Source organism: Pseudomonas sp. D2002 (genome assembly GCF_013385735.1).
GTDB lineage: Bacteria > Pseudomonadota > Gammaproteobacteria > Pseudomonadales > Pseudomonadaceae > Aquipseudomonas.
Genome location: NZ_JACAPL010000002.1, coordinates 562,716 through 577,921, shown reverse-complemented (window position 1 = coordinate 577,921; position 15,206 = coordinate 562,716). Strand labels below are relative to the sequence as shown.

The 15,206-nt window shown below is 61.9% G+C and carries 19 protein-coding genes; 4 read left to right on the top strand and 15 right to left on the bottom strand.

What is annotated here, in order from left to right; all coding sequences use genetic code 11:
* Positions 1-118 precede the first annotated feature (118 nt).
* The 6 genes from HX783_RS02800 to tusD form a co-directional block, all read right to left on the bottom strand.
* Positions 119-1,114, bottom strand: a complete 996-nt coding sequence (locus tag HX783_RS02800; RefSeq protein WP_177015889.1) for a glutathione S-transferase family protein — start codon at positions 1,112-1,114, stop codon at positions 119-121.
* Positions 1,115-1,202: 88 nt separating this feature from the next.
* A complete protein-coding gene (locus HX783_RS02795; protein WP_177015888.1) occupies positions 1,203-2,204 on the bottom strand; it encodes a glycosyl transferase family protein in 1,002 nt (333 codons plus the stop codon).
* Positions 2,201-2,536, bottom strand: coding sequence for a TusE/DsrC/DsvC family sulfur relay protein (locus HX783_RS02790; protein WP_159955618.1), 336 nt, complete (start codon positions 2,534-2,536; stop codon positions 2,201-2,203). Before HX783_RS02790 ends, HX783_RS02795 begins: the two co-directional genes overlap by 4 nt.
* Positions 2,533-2,811, bottom strand: a complete 279-nt coding sequence (tusB, locus tag HX783_RS02785) for a sulfurtransferase complex subunit TusB (RefSeq protein WP_159955620.1) — start codon at positions 2,809-2,811, stop codon at positions 2,533-2,535. The genes HX783_RS02790 and tusB overlap by 4 nt, the downstream gene beginning before the upstream one ends.
* A complete protein-coding gene (gene tusC, locus HX783_RS02780) occupies positions 2,811-3,161 on the bottom strand; it encodes a sulfurtransferase complex subunit TusC (RefSeq protein WP_159955622.1) in 351 nt (116 codons plus the stop codon). Before tusC ends, tusB begins: the two co-directional genes overlap by 1 nt.
* 1 nt (position 3,162) lies before the next feature.
* The gene (tusD, locus tag HX783_RS02775) at positions 3,163-3,555 is read right to left on the bottom strand and encodes a sulfurtransferase complex subunit TusD (protein WP_177015887.1); all 393 of its coding nucleotides are present in this window, start codon (positions 3,553-3,555) and stop codon (positions 3,163-3,165) included.
* Positions 3,556-3,712: 157 nt separating this feature from the next.
* Between tusD and HX783_RS02770 the strand changes: the two genes are divergently transcribed.
* On the top strand, positions 3,713-4,894 hold the full coding sequence (locus HX783_RS02770) for a CaiB/BaiF CoA-transferase family protein (protein ID WP_177015886.1): 1,182 nt from the start codon (positions 3,713-3,715) through the stop codon (positions 4,892-4,894).
* Positions 4,895-4,971: 77 nt separating this feature from the next.
* On the opposite strand, the gene HX783_RS02765 is transcribed toward HX783_RS02770, so the two are convergent.
* Complete coding sequence (locus HX783_RS02765) at positions 4,972-5,466, bottom strand: SprT family zinc-dependent metalloprotease (RefSeq protein ID WP_159955628.1); 495 nt, start codon at positions 5,464-5,466, stop codon at positions 4,972-4,974.
* A 128-nt stretch (positions 5,467-5,594) separates the two neighbouring features.
* Entirely contained in the window at positions 5,595-6,197 is a 603-nt protein-coding gene (locus HX783_RS02760; RefSeq protein WP_106579846.1) for a Yip1 family protein, read from the bottom strand.
* 365 nt (positions 6,198-6,562) lie between these two features.
* Here HX783_RS02760 and ttcA point away from each other — a divergent pair, with 365 nt between their 5' ends.
* Together ttcA and HX783_RS02750 are read left to right on the top strand one after the other, a co-directional pair.
* A complete protein-coding gene (ttcA, locus tag HX783_RS02755; protein WP_159955630.1) occupies positions 6,563-7,387 on the top strand; it encodes a tRNA 2-thiocytidine(32) synthetase TtcA in 825 nt (274 codons plus the stop codon).
* Positions 7,388-7,454: 67 nt separating this feature from the next.
* Complete coding sequence (locus HX783_RS02750; RefSeq protein ID WP_159955632.1) at positions 7,455-8,126, top strand: DNA-3-methyladenine glycosylase I; 672 nt, start codon at positions 7,455-7,457, stop codon at positions 8,124-8,126.
* 121 nt (positions 8,127-8,247) lie between these two features.
* Here the strand turns inward: HX783_RS02750 and HX783_RS02745 are convergent, their stop codons facing one another.
* From HX783_RS02745 to arsC, 3 genes are read right to left on the bottom strand one after another with little or no spacing between them, the layout of a single operon-like run.
* A complete protein-coding gene (locus tag HX783_RS02745; protein ID WP_177015885.1) occupies positions 8,248-8,658 on the bottom strand; it encodes a DUF2069 domain-containing protein in 411 nt (136 codons plus the stop codon).
* Positions 8,642-9,256 carry an NAD(P)H:quinone oxidoreductase gene (wrbA, locus tag HX783_RS02740; protein ID WP_177015884.1) on the bottom strand — a complete coding sequence of 205 codons (615 nt, stop codon included), beginning with the start codon at positions 9,254-9,256 and terminating at the stop codon, positions 8,642-8,644. The genes HX783_RS02745 and wrbA overlap by 17 nt, the downstream gene beginning before the upstream one ends.
* Positions 9,253-9,606 (bottom strand): arsenate reductase (glutaredoxin), encoded by a 354-nt coding sequence (gene arsC / locus HX783_RS02735; RefSeq protein ID WP_177015883.1) that lies wholly within the window; start codon positions 9,604-9,606, stop codon positions 9,253-9,255. Before arsC ends, wrbA begins: the two co-directional genes overlap by 4 nt.
* A 117-nt stretch (positions 9,607-9,723) precedes the next feature.
* Here arsC and HX783_RS02730 point away from each other — a divergent pair, with 117 nt between their 5' ends.
* Positions 9,724-10,185, top strand: a complete 462-nt coding sequence (locus HX783_RS02730) for a TlpA disulfide reductase family protein (RefSeq protein ID WP_177015882.1) — start codon at positions 9,724-9,726, stop codon at positions 10,183-10,185.
* 141 nt (positions 10,186-10,326) lie between these two features.
* On the opposite strand, the gene HX783_RS02725 is transcribed toward HX783_RS02730, so the two are convergent.
* The 4 genes from HX783_RS02725 to HX783_RS02710 all read right to left on the bottom strand — a co-directional run bounded on the left by HX783_RS02725 (position 10,327) and on the right by HX783_RS02710 (position 15,139).
* A complete protein-coding gene (locus HX783_RS02725) occupies positions 10,327-10,731 on the bottom strand; it encodes an META domain-containing protein (protein ID WP_177015881.1) in 405 nt (134 codons plus the stop codon).
* Positions 10,728-11,168, bottom strand: a complete 441-nt coding sequence (locus HX783_RS02720) for a hypothetical protein (RefSeq protein ID WP_159955644.1) — start codon at positions 11,166-11,168, stop codon at positions 10,728-10,730. The genes HX783_RS02725 and HX783_RS02720 overlap by 4 nt, the downstream gene beginning before the upstream one ends.
* Positions 11,169-11,239: 71 nt before the next feature.
* A complete protein-coding gene (locus tag HX783_RS02715) occupies positions 11,240-12,229 on the bottom strand; it encodes a 2-hydroxyacid dehydrogenase (RefSeq protein ID WP_177015880.1) in 990 nt (329 codons plus the stop codon).
* A 156-nt stretch (positions 12,230-12,385) separates the two neighbouring features.
* Positions 12,386-15,139 carry a response regulator gene (locus tag HX783_RS02710; RefSeq protein ID WP_177015879.1) on the bottom strand — a complete coding sequence of 918 codons (2,754 nt, stop codon included), beginning with the start codon at positions 15,137-15,139 and terminating at the stop codon, positions 12,386-12,388.
* Between the last annotated feature and the right edge of the window lie 67 nt (positions 15,140-15,206).

The window sequence follows — 15,206 nt, the reverse complement described above, 5'->3', positions numbered from 1 at the left end:
CACTGCTCGTTCCCACGCTCCGCGTGGGAATGCCTCCTATGACGCTCCGCGTCGTGCTTTTAAAAGCGGACGCAGAGCGTCCAGGGCTGCATTCCCACGCTGAGCGCGGGAACGATCATCAGCTCCACACAGCTTTACCGCTCAACCGCTCACGATCATGCCCCGCATCAAACCTTTGCGACGGCCCCTTCGGCACAATTCCCGTGGGATTAATCGTGCGGTGGCTCGCGTAGTAATGCCCCTTGATATGGGCAAAATCCACCGTCTCGGCCACGCCCGGCCACTGATACATCTCCCTTAGCCAGTTCGACAAATTCGGGTAATCGGCGATCCGCCGCAAATTGCATTTGAAGTGGCTGTAATACACCGCATCAAAACGAATCAGCGTGGTGAACAGCCGCACATCGGCCTCGGTCAGGTACTCACCGGCCAGGTAACGGTGCTCACCCAAGTGCTGTTCCAGGTGATCCAGCTCGGCAAACACATCATCAAACGCGCTTTCGTAGGCCTGTTGCGAGGTGGCGAAGCCTGCGCGGTACACGCCGTTGTTCACGGCGGGATAGATGCGCTCGTTCAGCGCGTCGATGGTCGGGCGTAGCCCTTCGGGGTAGAAGTCCAGCGAGTTGCCGGTCAGCCCGTTAAACGCGCTGTTGAACATGCGGATGATCTCCGCCGACTCATTGCTCACGATGCGCTTGAGCTGCTTGTCCCACAGCACCGGCACGGTTACGCGGCCGGTGTAGTCGGCAGTGTCGGCGGTGTAGCGCTGGTGCATGTAGTCGAAGCCATCGAGCTTGTCGCCGGTAGAGCCGTGGGCCTTGTCGAAGGTCCAGCCGTTTTCCAGCATCAACCAGCTGACCACAGACACGTCGATCAGGCTTTCCAGGCCCTTGAGCTTGCGCATAATCAGGGTGCGATGGGCCCAGGGGCAGGCGAGGGATACATACAGGTGGTAGCGACCGGCTTCGGCCTTGAAGCCGCCGTCGCCACTTGGGCCGGGCTCGCCGTGGGCGGTGACCCAATTGCGCCGCTGCGCCTGTTCGCGCTGGAACGCGCCGTCTGCGCTACTTTCGTACCACTGGTCTTTCCAGTGTCCTTCGATCAGCAAACCCATGACTGGCTCCTCGGCTAATAAGCGTTGGAGCCCAGTCTAAAGGGATGAGTTCGAACTAAAAGCGCAAAGACCGGGCGCTAATGATCGGTTAAATCGATCTGTCCCGTGCGTCCCAATACTGCTGCGCCAATTCGAAGGCGTGTTCCCGTGGGTGGCCGAGGCCGCGCAAGGCCAGGGCCATGGTGGCGATCAGGGCCAGTTGCGGGTAGCTGTCTTCGACATCGCCACGCCATAGCGCCTTCAGCTGTTCAGGCTCAAGGGTGGCGGGTTTGACGTGGCGTTGGGCGGAGAGGGCAGGCCACTCTTCGTCCCAGCTCTCGCCGCTGGTGGTGCCGTACAGGTGGCTGATCGTGTCCGGGTTGATCTCGACTTCGCCGCCATCGCCCTTGACCACAATCACGTTGTCACCGAGCAGGCCGCTGGCATCGCGGTGCACGCCCTGGTAACCAGGGTGGAAAATACTTTGCAGCCCGCAACGCGCGTTCAGCGGGTTGAGCAGCCGCGCCAGGGAATGAATCGGCGAGCGCAGGCCCAGGGTGTTGCGCAGGTCGATCATGCGCTGTAACTGCGGCGCCCAGTCGCCCAGTGGAATAAACGCCAGGTTGCCGTGCTCAAAGGCCGTCTCGACCTGCTGCCAGTTGCGGCACAGCGGGATTTGCAGGCCTTCCAGCAGTTGCTCGGTGTACAACCGGCCCGCGGTGTGGGCGCCGCCGCCGTGCATCAGAATGCGCACACCGTTTTGCGCCAGGCACTTGGCCGCCAGCAGATACCACGGCAGGTGGCGTTTCTTGCCGGCATAGGTCGGCCAGTCCACATCCACCTTCAGCGCCGGGGCATTCAGGCGTTCGCGCACGGCCTCGGTGAAGCCGGCAAGTTCTTCCGGGCTTTCTTCCTTGTGGCGCAGCAGCATCAGGAAGGCGCCGAGCTGGGTGTCTTCGACTTTTTCGTCGAGCAGCATGCCCATGGCTTCGCGGGCTTCCTCACGGGTGAGGTTGCGCGCGCCGCGCTTGCCTTTGCCCAGGATGCGCACGAACTGCGCAAACGGGTGCTCGGCAGGGGTTTCAAGGGTCAGCGGGGCAAAGTCGGTCATAAGCAATTCGTCGGCCTGGGCAGGCCCGCCAGCTTGGCGGCGAGTTTGGCGGGAGTGCCGTTGAACAGTGTGTTTAAGTGCAGGCTGTTGCCTTTTTCCGGGCCCAGCTTCAAGGCGGTGTACTTGATCAGCGGGCGCGTGGCGGGCGACAGCTGGAACTCTGCATAGAAGCCGCGCAGCAGTTCGAGGATTTCCCAGTGCGCCGCAGTCAATTCCAGCGGTACGGCGGCGGCGAGGGCATCGGCGACCTCGGCAGACCAGTCATTCAGGTCGACGAGGTAGCCGTCCTTATCCAGCTCAAGGGTGCGTGAACCGACGGTCAGGGTGTTCATAGCCAGGTGTTGACCTTGTCGTAGTCAATCGACAGTTGCACAAAACCCGGGTAGTCCACGCTGTCGGCCCAGTCCGGCAGCGGCAGGTTGCGCGCCTGCATGTCTTCGGCCAGCACAAATACCTTCACGCCCTGGGTTTGCAGGGCCGGGTTATGCAGGCCGTAAGCGCCATCGCCGCACAGCAGGATCGCGTCGGCGCTGCCGCACACGCGCAGGCAACTGGCCAGGCGGCCATCGGTAAACGGGGAGTGAGACACCACATGTAAAGTCGACATCAGAGGGTAATCACCTGGTCGTAACGGTCAATCAGCTGGGAGATTTCTGTGCTGCTCAGCGGCTGGGCGCTGGCGGGCGGCGCCATGCCGCGTTCGGCCAGGCTGTGGTGGCAGGCGAACACATCGTCAATGCCGAACAGACCCAATGCCTGCAGGTTGGCGCTAAGGTCTTTTTGCTGCACGGCCTTGGCATTCTGGTGCGGCGCCAGTTGGAACACGCCGTCATCCATAAACAGCAGGCCGATCGGCAGATCAAAGGCGCCACCGGCCAGCACGATATCCAGCGCTTCACGCGCGCTCGGCCCGGACCACGGCGCCTGACGGCTGATCACCAATAAGGATTTGGACATGTCACGGCCCTCCAAAACAAATCAGGCGGTCGGCAGACTGGGCCGCGTCGTGCAACTGCCCAAGGCCTGACAGCGCCCACGGCGCATCAAGGTTCACTGCGCCGCGTTGATAGCGCGTGGCTTCTTCGCTGTTGAGTACGCCACGACGCAAGGCGGCGGCGATGCACACCACGCCGTCGAGCTGGTGGGTGTTGACGAACTCGCGCCATTGACGGGCAATGTCTTGCTCATCCTGGGGCGCAACGATGTTATTGGACGCGCTGTAGACGCCGTCCTGATAAAAGAACAGCCGCACAATCTCATGCCCACCCGCCAGCGCCGCCTGAGCGAACAGCAAGGCGCGGCGCGAGGAGGGCGCATGGGCGGCGGAAAACACAGCAATGGCAAACTTCATGGAGCACTCTGCAAGCAAACGTGGGCCAATGATAAAGCCGCCGCCGCGAAAAAGCCCGCCGTGATCAAAACGGTCACTGTCGCTGATCGTTCTGACGATTGCCGGTAGCGCCAAGCCTGCCTACGCTGTGGGCATTCGAAACCGAAATGGAGTGCCCATGTCAGGTCCCTTGGCGTCGCTTAGAGTGCTGGATTTTTCCACCTTGCTGCCTGGCCCGTTTGCGTCCTTGATGCTGGCGGACATGGGCGCCGAGGTATTGCGCATCGAATCACCGACGCGCATGGACCTGTTGCGGGTGTTGCCGCCCCATGACCGGGGCACGTCGGCGAGCCACGCCTACCTCAATCGCAACAAGCGCAGCCTGGCGCTGGACCTCAAGCAGGCCGAGGCGTTGGCGATCGTGCACGAGCTGGTCAAGGACTACGACATTCTCATTGAACAGTTTCGCCCCGGCGTGATGGAGCGCTTGGGGTTGGGTTATGCGGCGCTGAAGGCGATCAACCCCCGGCTGATCTATGTGTCGATCACCGGCTACGGCCAAACCGGGCCCTACAAGGACCGCGCCGGGCACGATATCAACTACCTGGCGCTGGCAGGCATCGCCAGCCACACCGGGCGGCAGGGCAGCGGGCCACTGCCGCTGGGCGTGCAATTGGCGGATGTCGGCGGTGGCTCGCTGCACGCGGTTGTGGGGTTGCTGGCGGCGGTGATTGCGCGGCAGCACAGCGGAGTCGGCCAATACCTGGACGTGAGCATGACCGATTGTTCGTTCAGCCTGAACGCCATGGCCGGTGCGGGTTACCTGGCGTGTGGGGTCGAACCGGAATGGGAAAACCATGTGCTCAACGGCGGCAGTTTCTACGATTACTACCGCTCCCGGGATGGGCGTTGGATGTCAGTCGGCAGCCTGGAGCCTGTCTTTATGCAGCAATTGTGCGCGGCGTTGGGGCGGCCGGAGTTGGCGGTGCAAGGCCTGTCACCCAACCCCGAGCAGCAAAAAGCCCTGAAGCTGGCGCTGCAGGTTGAGTTCGAGAAGCGCAGCTTTGCTGAGTTGTGTGAGCTGTTTGCCGGGCTGGATGCCTGTGTGGAACCGGTGTTGAGCCTGAGTGAAGCGCTGGAGCATCCGCAGTTGAAGGCGCGGGAATTGGTCAGCCAGGTGCCGCGCGGCGATGGCTCGACTCAGGCGCAGATAGCCTGCCCGTTGAAATTTTCTGAGGGGTTGCCGCAGGCTCGGCATATGGGTGTGGCTGTTGGGGCGCACAGCGATGAGGTGTTGGCTGAGTTAGGCTTCAGTGCTCAGCGCATAGCAGAGTTGCGGCTGGCCAAAGTGATTGGTTGACTGCCCGGGCGCTATCGCAGGCAAGCCAGCTCCCACATTTTGGCCCTGTGGGAGCTGGCTTGCCTGCGATGGGTCACTCACTCCACCCGAGTTTCCCCGGTATACACCAGGGTATGCCGACACCGCCGACACAAATACCGCCGCCCCTGGCTCACCAATGCATGGCGCTGTGACGAAAACGGGAAATCACTGTCGGCACACGGGCAGCGGTAGATGTAGCGAGTCACCTGCCGGCGTTTGATTTCATAGGTGTGGCAGCGATCCGGCGGCAGTTCGTAAACCCCGCGCATGATCAGCTGCCACTCCTCGCCGTGGGGCTGGATGCGTTCGCCAAACAATTGATGGGCGATCAGGTGCGCCACCTCATGGGCCACGGTCTGTTTGAGGAAGTGCTGGCTGTTTTCACGGTACAACTGTGGGTTGAAACGCAGCAGGTTCTCGTGCAAATGCGCGACACCGGCCTTCTGGCCCCGCAGCTTGAGGCTGACCTGGGGGCGTTTGAAGCTTCGTTTGAAAAAGGATTCGGCTTGCAGGAAACAATCTTCGACGCGGGTATTGAGTTGCTCGGGCATGCTGACCATATCTCCAGAGACGTCCAGTATGCCGCAAAAGCAGGTGTTTCCGAATCTGTCAGGCGCCGAATGGTCGTGCATCACGCACAAAGCCACCTTGCGGTGGCTTTGCCTACGGTTTTATCAGGTTAATTTGTATAGATCGGGCCTACGCCCAAGCCCCAGACGATGACGGTAAATGCCATGATCGCCACCAACACCACCAGGCCTACCGCCAGTACCGAGCTGGAAAACAGGAAGCCTTCGTCCGGGTCGATGCTCATGAACGTCGGCAGCCCCACATAGAGCAGGTACACCGTGTAGCAGATGGCGGCCGTGCCCACGACCATCCCCAGCCACATATGCGGGTAAAGCGCTGCCAGCCCGCCGATGAACAGCGGTGTCGCGGTGTAGGTGGCAAACGCCACGCAGCGCGCCATGCTCGGGCTGGCGTCGTAGGTGCGGGCCATCCAGTGAATGAACGCGCCCATCACCGCCACGCCGCCGAGCATGGCCGCATACGACATGAGGGTCATCCACAAGGCGCTTTCCTGAGTGAGCATGACCGGCGCGCGGCTGCCGATGACCCAGCCGACCCGGGTGGTGCCGATAAAGGCGGAGACGGCGGGGATCGCTGCGAGAATCAGGGTGTGAGTGAGGTACATGTGGCCGATGCTTTCTTCTTTATCGCCACGGATTTCCCGCCATTCCTGGTCGGGATGGGTAAACAGCCCCACGACGTGATGGATCATGCCAGTCACTCCTGTCGTTATTACTATCGCCCCCCATCGGAGCGCCCACGGGCCAAATGGCCTCAAAGGTCCTGGATAGTTGTGCGACCTCAAGTCGCAGTATAGGAAGTGATGACCGGAAAAACTGTGGGGCTTTAGAGCAAATTGCGCTGTAAACATTGGCCCTAATCGCGGTGAGGTCTGTCAGGCGAGGCGCGATTGGAAATGTGGGAGCGGGCTTGCTCGCGAAGGCGTTGTGTCAGTTGATACATTCATCACAGGTACACCGCTTTCGCGAGCAAGCCCGCTCCCACATTGGATCTCGGCCAGTCTTAGCAGTAAAATACCCGGCTTTTCGTCACACACCTCTAGCGGATCCAAGCGCCATGGGCACTCTTACGGTCAACCAGAACAAACTGCAAAAACGCCTGCGTCGCCTGGCCGGTGAAGCGGTCGCCGATTTCAACATGATCGAGGAGGGCGACAAGGTCATGGTCTGCCTCTCTGGCGGCAAAGACAGCTACACCATGCTCGACGTGCTGCTGCACCTGCAAAAGGTCGCACCGATCAAGTTCGAGATCGTCGCCGTCAACATGGACCAGAAACAACCGGGCTTTCCCGAGCACGTGCTGCCGGCCTACCTCAAAGAGCTCGGCATCGAGTACCACATCGTCGAAAAAGACACCTATTCGGTGGTCAAGGAGTTGATCCCGGAAGGCAAGACCACCTGTTCGCTGTGTTCGCGCCTGCGCCGTGGCACGCTCTACACCTTTGCCGATGAGATCGGCGCGACCAAGATGGCCCTGGGTCATCACCGCGATGACATCGTCGAAACCTTCTTCCTCAATATGTTCTTCAACGGCTCGCTCAAGGCCATGCCGCCCAAGCTGCGCGCCGATGACGGGCGCAACGTGGTGATCCGCCCGCTGGCGTATTGCAACGAGAAAGACATCCAGGCCTACTCCGACTTCAAGCAGTTCCCGATCATCCCGTGCAACCTGTGTGGCTCCCAGGAAAACCTGCAGCGCCAGGTGGTCAAGGAAATGCTCGTGGACTGGGAGCGCAAGACCCCGGGCCGCACCGAAAGCATCTTCCGCAGCCTGCAGAATGTGCAGCCGTCGCAGCTGGCCGACCGCAACCTGTTTGACTTCACCAGCCTGAAAATCGATGAGAGCGCCGCTTCGCGCTTCGTCAATGTTGTGAACCTCTGAGCCCATTCAACGCTCTGACACACGGCGCTTGCGAGCGCCGTTTTCAATTCAAATCCCAGGAGAGGGCATGCGCGATTACAAGTGGCTGCACGAATATTGTCTGAACCGCTTTGGTTCAGCGGCCGAGCTGGAAGCCCATTTGCCTGTACCCAAGACCCCGGCGCAATTGCGCAAGATCAGCGACGATCGTTACCTCTCGACCCTGGCGCTGCGCGTGTTTCGCGCAGGGCTCAAGCACAGCGTGGTGGATGCCAAGTGGCCGGCGTTCGAGCAGGTATTTTTTGGGTTTGACCCGGAAAAGGTCGTGCTGATGGGCGCCGAACACCTGGAGCGCTTGATGCAGGACACACGCATCATTCGTCACCTGGGCAAGCTCAAGAGCGTGCCACGCAACGCGCAGATGATTCTGGACATCGAGCAGGAAAAGGGCAGTTTCGGCGCGTTTATCGCCGAGTGGCCGGTAACCGACATCGTTGGCTTATGGAAGTACCTGAGCAAGCACGGCCACCAATTGGGCGGGCTGTCGGCGCCGCGCTTTTTGCGCATGGTCGGCAAGGACACGTTTGTGCCGAGTTATGACGTGGTCGCGGCCCTGAATGCGCAGAAGATCGTCGACAAAGCGCCGACCAGCCTGCGGGATTTGGCCACGGTGCAAGGGGCGTTTAACCAGTGGCACGCCGAAAGTGGGCGGCCGATGTGCCAGTTGTCGATGATGCTGGCTTACACGGTGAATCATTGAGACCGAGGTGAGGCCTTCGCGAGCAAGCCCGCTCCCACATTCGACCGCATTCCAAAGAATGTACGCGGACAAATGTGGGAGCGGGCTTGCTCGCGAAGACTGACTATCAGGCGCTGAATCTCTATCCGGCTGCCGCCAACCGCCGATTCAACTGATGCCGCCACCGCACATACAGCAGCGCCGTGCAAAACACCGCCAGACTCGCGAGCATCTCCAGCACCCCGAACCACTGCCGGTTCGGGTCATAGGCCGCCAGCGCGCCCTTGATGAAGTACAGGTTCACCACAAAGCACAGCCACGAATGCCCGCGTGCGCTGCCCAGCAGCATGCCCGGCGCCAGCACCAGCAGCGGCACCAGCTCGATCAGCAGGATGACCCACGGACGTGCGCCGTGCAGGTCGGCGATGAACAGGTAATACACACACAGCAGCGCCACCAGGCCAAGAAACGCCAGCAGGCTCAGCGCGCGTGCCACCTTCACGCGTGGTTCCAACCACGACTGGGGCGGCAGGACCTTAGGCTTTCTGGCCACGGCCGTTCTCCAGCAGCGTGGCGGTGGTGGCCAGGCGCAGGCCGAGGGCGCGGCACAAGGTGATTTCATGTTGATCGAGCATGCGCTTGCCGTCCGGCCCGGCGTGGTGGCTGGCGCCATACGGCGTGCCGCCGCCCTGGGTGTCGAGCAGCGCTTGTTCGCTGTAGGGCAGGCCGGTGATCAGCATGCCGTGGTGCAGCAACGGCAGCAGCATCGACATCAGCGTGGTTTCCTGGCCGCCGTGCAGGCTGGCGGTGGAGGTGAACACCCCGGCCGGCTTGCCGACCAGGGCGCCGGTGAGCCACAGGTTGCTGGTGCCATCGAGGAAATACTTGAGCGGCGCAGCCATATTACCGAAGCGCGTCGGGCTGCCCAGGGCCAGGCCCGAGCAGTTTTTCAGATCATCCAGGCTGGCATACAGCGCGCCTTCGTCGGGGATGCTTGGCGCCACGGCTTCGCACTCGGTGGAGATTGCCGGCACGGTGCGCAAGCGTGCTTCCAGCCCGCCTTGCTCGACGCCGCGGGCAATCTGCCGGGCCATTTCGCTGACCGAGCCGTTGCGGCTGTAATACAACACCAGCACATACGGCGCGGTCACGGCAGCAGCTCCAGCACGTTTTCGGGCGGGCGGCCAATGATGGCTTTATCGGCGGTTTCCAGGATCGGGCGCTCCATCAACTTCGGATGCTCGGCGATGGCAACAATCAGTTGCGCTTCACTGAGGCTGGCGTCGGCCAGGTTGAGGGTTTTGTAGTCGTCTTCGCCGGTGCGCAGCAGTTGGCGTGCGCTGATGCCCAGCTTGCCCAGCAAGGCCTTTATTTGCGCGGCATTCAGCGGCGTTTCCAGGTAGCGCACGATGGTCGGCGTCAGGCCACGGGCTTCCAGCAGTTCGAGCGCACCGCGGGATTTCGAGCAGCGCGGGTTGTGATAAAGCGTCAGATCGGTCATGTGCGGGTCGCATCTTGCGTAAGGTGGCGGGTATTCTACCTGCGCAGCGTCCCGTCCTTAAACCGTAAGAGGCGATAGGTCGCAGCCAACGTTCATTTTTTTGCAAAGGATTACCCCATGACAAGGCGACTGATCGGTGCATTGGCGATCATCACAACCCTGCTGCTCAGCGGCTGCGGTAACGACTACGGCGTTGACCAGTACGGCAAGAAAGTCGCGTCCGAGCGCCTGGACAAGCAATGGGTAGTGGTTAACTACTGGGCCGAATGGTGTGGCCCGTGCCGCACGGAAATCCCGCAACTGAATGCCTTGGCCGAGCAGTTGAAAGGGCAGAATGTGGGGGTGTTCGGGGTCAACTTCGACAACGTGCAGGGTGAAGAACTCAAGGCTGCCAGCGAGAAACTGGGGATCAAGTTCACCGTACTGGCGCAGAACCCGGAGGAGATTTTCGATATTCCGCGCAGCGAGGCACTGCCGGTGACCTACATCATTGATGACAAGGGCAAGGTGCGTGAGCAGTTGATGGGCGAGCAGACGGCGGAAGGGGTGCTTGCGAAACTTAAGGCCTTGCGCGGCTAGAGAGTTGTACCCAATCAAATGTGGGAGGGGGCTTGCTCCCGAATGCAGTGTGTCAGTCAATACATTAGCTGACTGATCCACCGCCTTCGCGAGCAAGCCCGCTCCCACATTTAGATCCCACCCATCCGCAGATTGGGATTATCAGCCTTCTTCAAGCCACAGCCGAATCGGCTTGCCTTCAGCGGGCCAGAAACGCGTCTGTTCGAGGGGGGAGATGTCCCAGCGCTCGACGCCTTGCAGAGCCTGGAAGAAGCGGTGCTCCTGCTCCATCAACGCCTCGGCGCAGAGTTTGCGGGTGCTGCCGATCTTGCCGAAGCTCAGCTTGTCGCCCTCCACGGTGTACGGCGCAAACCAGTGGTTGCAACCGCCATTGCCGTAGGCGCGGCCATCGGCGCCGAGGGTGACGGTCAGGTGCGCGTAATCCATCAACGGCCGCTCACCAATCCACTCCACCACGTAGCTGTGATCCTGCTTGAGCTTCACTGCATCGCCAGCGCAGCCCGTCAGGCCAACGCCAACGGCCGCGAGCAGAAGCAGGCCTTTCATTGTGCCGCCTGCTGGCATTTCGGGCAGCGGTGCTTGTCGCCCATGCTCGCCCAGCCCAGTTCCTGGATGCGTGCGTTGGCAGCTGGCTGCAGCGGCTCTTTGGTCAGCTTGGTTTCTACCGCGAATTCAAACTCCAGCACGCTGTCGCAGCTGTCGCAGTTGACCTTCCAGGTATGAATCTCCAGCTCGCCGAATTTCGGCCCCTGGGCCATGGCGACCCACTGGCCCGCCGGGCGGATGGAGTAGCGCGCATCACCTTCGACGGTCAGGCGCATCGACAGGGTTTTACTGCCGCGCAGGGTGACGATCAGCACGTCGCCATGCTTGATCGAACCCCCATTGCCGGTGATTTGATAACGGCCCGGCACCAGGGCGCGGCATTCGATCAGGGTGTGTTGCGGGCTCAGCAAGCTGAAGCGGAAATCGTGTTCGGCCATGGATCCTCCAAATAGGCGCGGCATCCTATCACGGGTGCCCGCTCATCATGAGCCTGGTATGTGACCGCTGATCATCCTTCAACGAGGTTTTGTGGCTGGCCTTTGGCCCACGCGGCGATGTTGCTCAAGGTGGTGCCGGCGATGGCCGCCAGGGCTTCGCGGGTGAGGAACGCCTGGTGCGCGGTGATGATCACGTTGGGGAAGGTCAGCAGGCGCGCGAGCACATCATCTTGCAGCGGCAGGTCGGAGCGGTCCTCGAAAAACAGCTGGGCTTCTTCTTCATACACGTCCAGCCCCAGGTAGCCGAGTTGGCCATCCTTGAGGGCGTCGATCAGCCCCGGCGTGTCAACCAGGCCGCCGCGCCCGGTGTTGATCAGCATCGCGCCGCGTTGCATCCGGGCCAGGGAGCGGGCGTTGATCAGGTGTTTGCTGTCGGCAGTCAGCGGGCAATGCAGGCTGATGATCTGCGCTTGGGCGACCAGCTCGGGCAGGCTCATGTAACGGGCGCCGAGGGCCAGAACCTGCGGGTTGGGGAAGGGGTCGTACGCCAGCAACTGGCAGCCGAACCCGGCCATGATTTTGGCGAAGGTGGCACCGATCTGCCCGGTGCCGACCACGCCGACGGTCTTGCCCACCAAGTCGAAACCGGTCAGCCCGTGCAGGCTGAAATCTCCGTCGCGGGTGCGGTTGTAGGCGCGGTGCAGGCGGCGGTTAAGGGCAAGGATCAGCGCCACGGCGTGCTCGGCCACTGCGTGCGGCGAGTAGGCCGGCACGCGCACGATGGTCAGGCCCAGGCGCTTGGCGGTAGGCAGGTCGACATGGTTATAACCGGCCGAGCGCAGGGCAATCAGGCGTGTGCCGCCGGCGGCCAACTGTTCCAGCACCAGCGCGCTGAGGTCATCGTTGATAAAGGCGCAGACCACCTCGTGGTGTTCGGCCAGGGCCACGGTGTCGAGGTTAAGCCGGGCAGGTTGGAATTGCAGCTCAAGGCCCGGCGGCAGTGGCTCGCCGAGAAAACTGTCGCGGTCGTAGGTCTGGCTGCTGAATAGAATCACGCGCATCAAAATAGCTTCCTGCTCTTACTCACTAAATACATTACCCCTGTGGGAGCGGGCTTGCTCGCGAATGCGGTGGGTCAGTCAATACATCCTGGGCTGACAGACCGTATTCGCGGGCAAGCCCGCTCCCACACAAGGCGGTCCCCCAGGCAAGTAGCCTCACGCGCTGACGCGCGCCTCACTGGCCAGCCGGGCGATCGCCATGTCGAGTTCGTCCAGCGCGGCCATGGCCTTGGCGTCGTCTTGCTTGAGCAGGGTTTCCGCGCGTTGGCAGGCGGCGCGCAGTTGCGGCACGCCGCAGTAGCGGGTGGCGCCGTGCAGGCGGTGGACGCGTTCGATCAAGGCGTTGTTGTCGTTGGCTTCGCGGGCGACGGTAATGGCCAGGCGGTCGGCTTCCAGGGACGCCAGCAGCATGGCGAGCATATCGGCGGCCAGGTCGGTTTTGTTGGCGGCCAGGCGCAGGCCTTCTTCATGGTCGAGTACCAACAGTTGCGCGCCACTGCCAACACCGTCGGTCACGCGTTCCGGCCCTTGATTGCGCAGGGCCAGGCCGGTCCATTTCAACACCACCTGGGCCAGTTGCCGTTCGCTGATGGGTTTGGTCAGGTAGTCGTCCATGCCGCTTTGCAGCAGAGCACGTTTTTCGTTGGCCATGGCGTGGGCGGTGAGGGCGACCACCGGCAACGGCGTGCCGTGGCGCTCGCTTTCCCATTGGCGGATCGCCTCGGTGCTTTGGCGGCCGTCCATGCCGGGCATTTGGACGTCCATCAAGACCAGGTCGAAGGTTTCCTGCTTCACGGCGTCGATGGCGGCGTAACCGCTTTCCACGGCCTGGACCTTGGCGCCCATGTCTTCGAGCAGGGTTTGCACCAGCAGCAGGTTGGCCGGGTTGTCGTCCACGCAGAGTACTCGCGGAGCGCGGCTGGACAGTGGCTCGCCGGGTTCGCTGCGCGAGGGGCGCGGGCTGATCAGGTCGGCGAGGGCGCGGCGCAGTTTGCGCGTACAGGCCGGCTTGGCCTGCAATTGGCTGTTGGGGTTGGGCACCGATTGGTTGAACAGCATCTGTTCAGTGGTCGGGCACAGCACCAGCACCTTGCAACCCAGGTGCTCAAGGTCCCACAGATGCTGGTTGAGGCGCTCGGGCGGAATGTCATTGGCGGTGACGCCGAGCACGGCCAAACTAATCTCCTGTTCAGTCTGGTGCGCGCTGGTGATGCCGTTGGTCAGGCTTTCCAGGGTGTTGAACGGGGTGACTTCCAGGCCGCAATCTTCCAACTGGTGTTGCAGGGCCTGGCGCGCCAGTTCGTGGTTTTCCAGCACGGCCACGCGGCGGCCGAGCAGCGGCGCAGAAGGCAGGTCGTCAACGTCGTCACGGGTCTTGGGCAGGCTCAGGCTGATCCAGAACTCCGAGCCTTCGCCCGGGGTGCTGTCGACGCCGATTTCGCCGCCCATCTGCTCAATCAAGCGCTTGGAAATCACCAGGCCCAGTCCGGTGCCGCCCGGTTGGCGTGACAGCGAATTGTCGGCCTGGCTGAAGGCCTGGAACAACGCGCGCACGTCCTGATTGGACAGGCCAATGCCGGTGTCCTGCACACTGATGCGCAGTTGCACGCTGTCTTCCTGTTCGTCCTCGACCATTGCCCGGGCCACGATGGTGCCTTCGCGGGTGAACTTGATCGCGTTGCTGATCAGGTTGGTAAGGATCTGCTTGAGACGCAACGGGTCGCCGACCAGCGCCAGCGGCGTGTCGCGGTACACCAGGCTGACCAGTTCGAGCTGCTTGGCATGGGCCGCGGGGGCGAGGATGGTCAGGGTGTCTTGCAGCAAGTCGCGCAGGTTGAACGGCACGCTGTCGAGCACCAGCTTGCCGGCTTCGATTTTCGAGAAGTCGAGGATCTCGTTGATGATGCCCAACAGGTTGTCGGCGGACTTTTCAATAGTGCCCAGGTAATCCAACTGGCGCGGCGACAGCTCGCTTTTTTGCAGCAAGTGAGTGAAGCCAAGGATGCCGTTGAGCGGCGTGCGGATTTCATGGCTCATATTGGCCAGGAATTCTGACTTGATACGGCTGGCCTCCAGGGCTTCCTTGCGCGCCAGGTCCAGCTCGATGTTCTGGATTTCAATGGTTTCCAGGTTCTGGCGCACGTCTTCCGTGGCCTGGTCGATGCTGTGCTGCAACTCTTCCTGGGCATTTTGCAGGGTTTCGGCCATGCGGTTGATGCCCGACGCGAGCTGGTCCAGTTCCTGGCTGCCCAGCGGCGGCAAGCGTGTTTCCAGGTTGCCGTCCTTGAGCTGGGCCACGGCCTGTTTGATCTGGCCGATCGGCGAGTTGATCGTGCGGCTGATCCGCAGGGCCAGCGCGGCGGTGCAGATCAGGCCGATGGCAATTAACAGCAGGCTGGCGAACAGGCTGCGATAGCCGCGCAGCAGCATGCCGTTGTGGGAAAGCTCCACCTCGACCCAGCCCAGCAGGCGGTCGGCTTCGTCCGGGATCAGCTCGCCGGCGAGGTTGCGGTGGCGGCCAAACACCGGCAGCAGGTAACGCGTGGCGTCATTGCCGGTGCGCTGCAGCAGGTGGGAACTGTTGCCGACCGGTGGCTGGTTAAGCATGGTCGGGCCCGCGTGGGCGAGGGGCGAGCGGTCCGGCGCGAGGAATGACACTGCGCGTACATCGGGCTGCTCCAGGGATTGGGTGGCGATACGTTCGAGCAAGTCGGTATTACTGCTGCTCAGGGCCGGGGCCACCAATGGCGCCAGTTGCTCGGCGATCATTTCGCCGCGTTGCAGCAATTGGGTTTGCAACTCCGAGAGCTGCATCCAGGTGAAATAGCCCCCCAACAACAGGGCCATCAGGCTGGTCGGTAATAACGTCAGCAACAGTACGCGGCCTTTTATCCCCATTCTTCTAAGCACGCCACTCTCCTGCTACCACATTGATTTCAATCATCCGCGCAGGCATCCGGCCCACGCCACCTGCGCA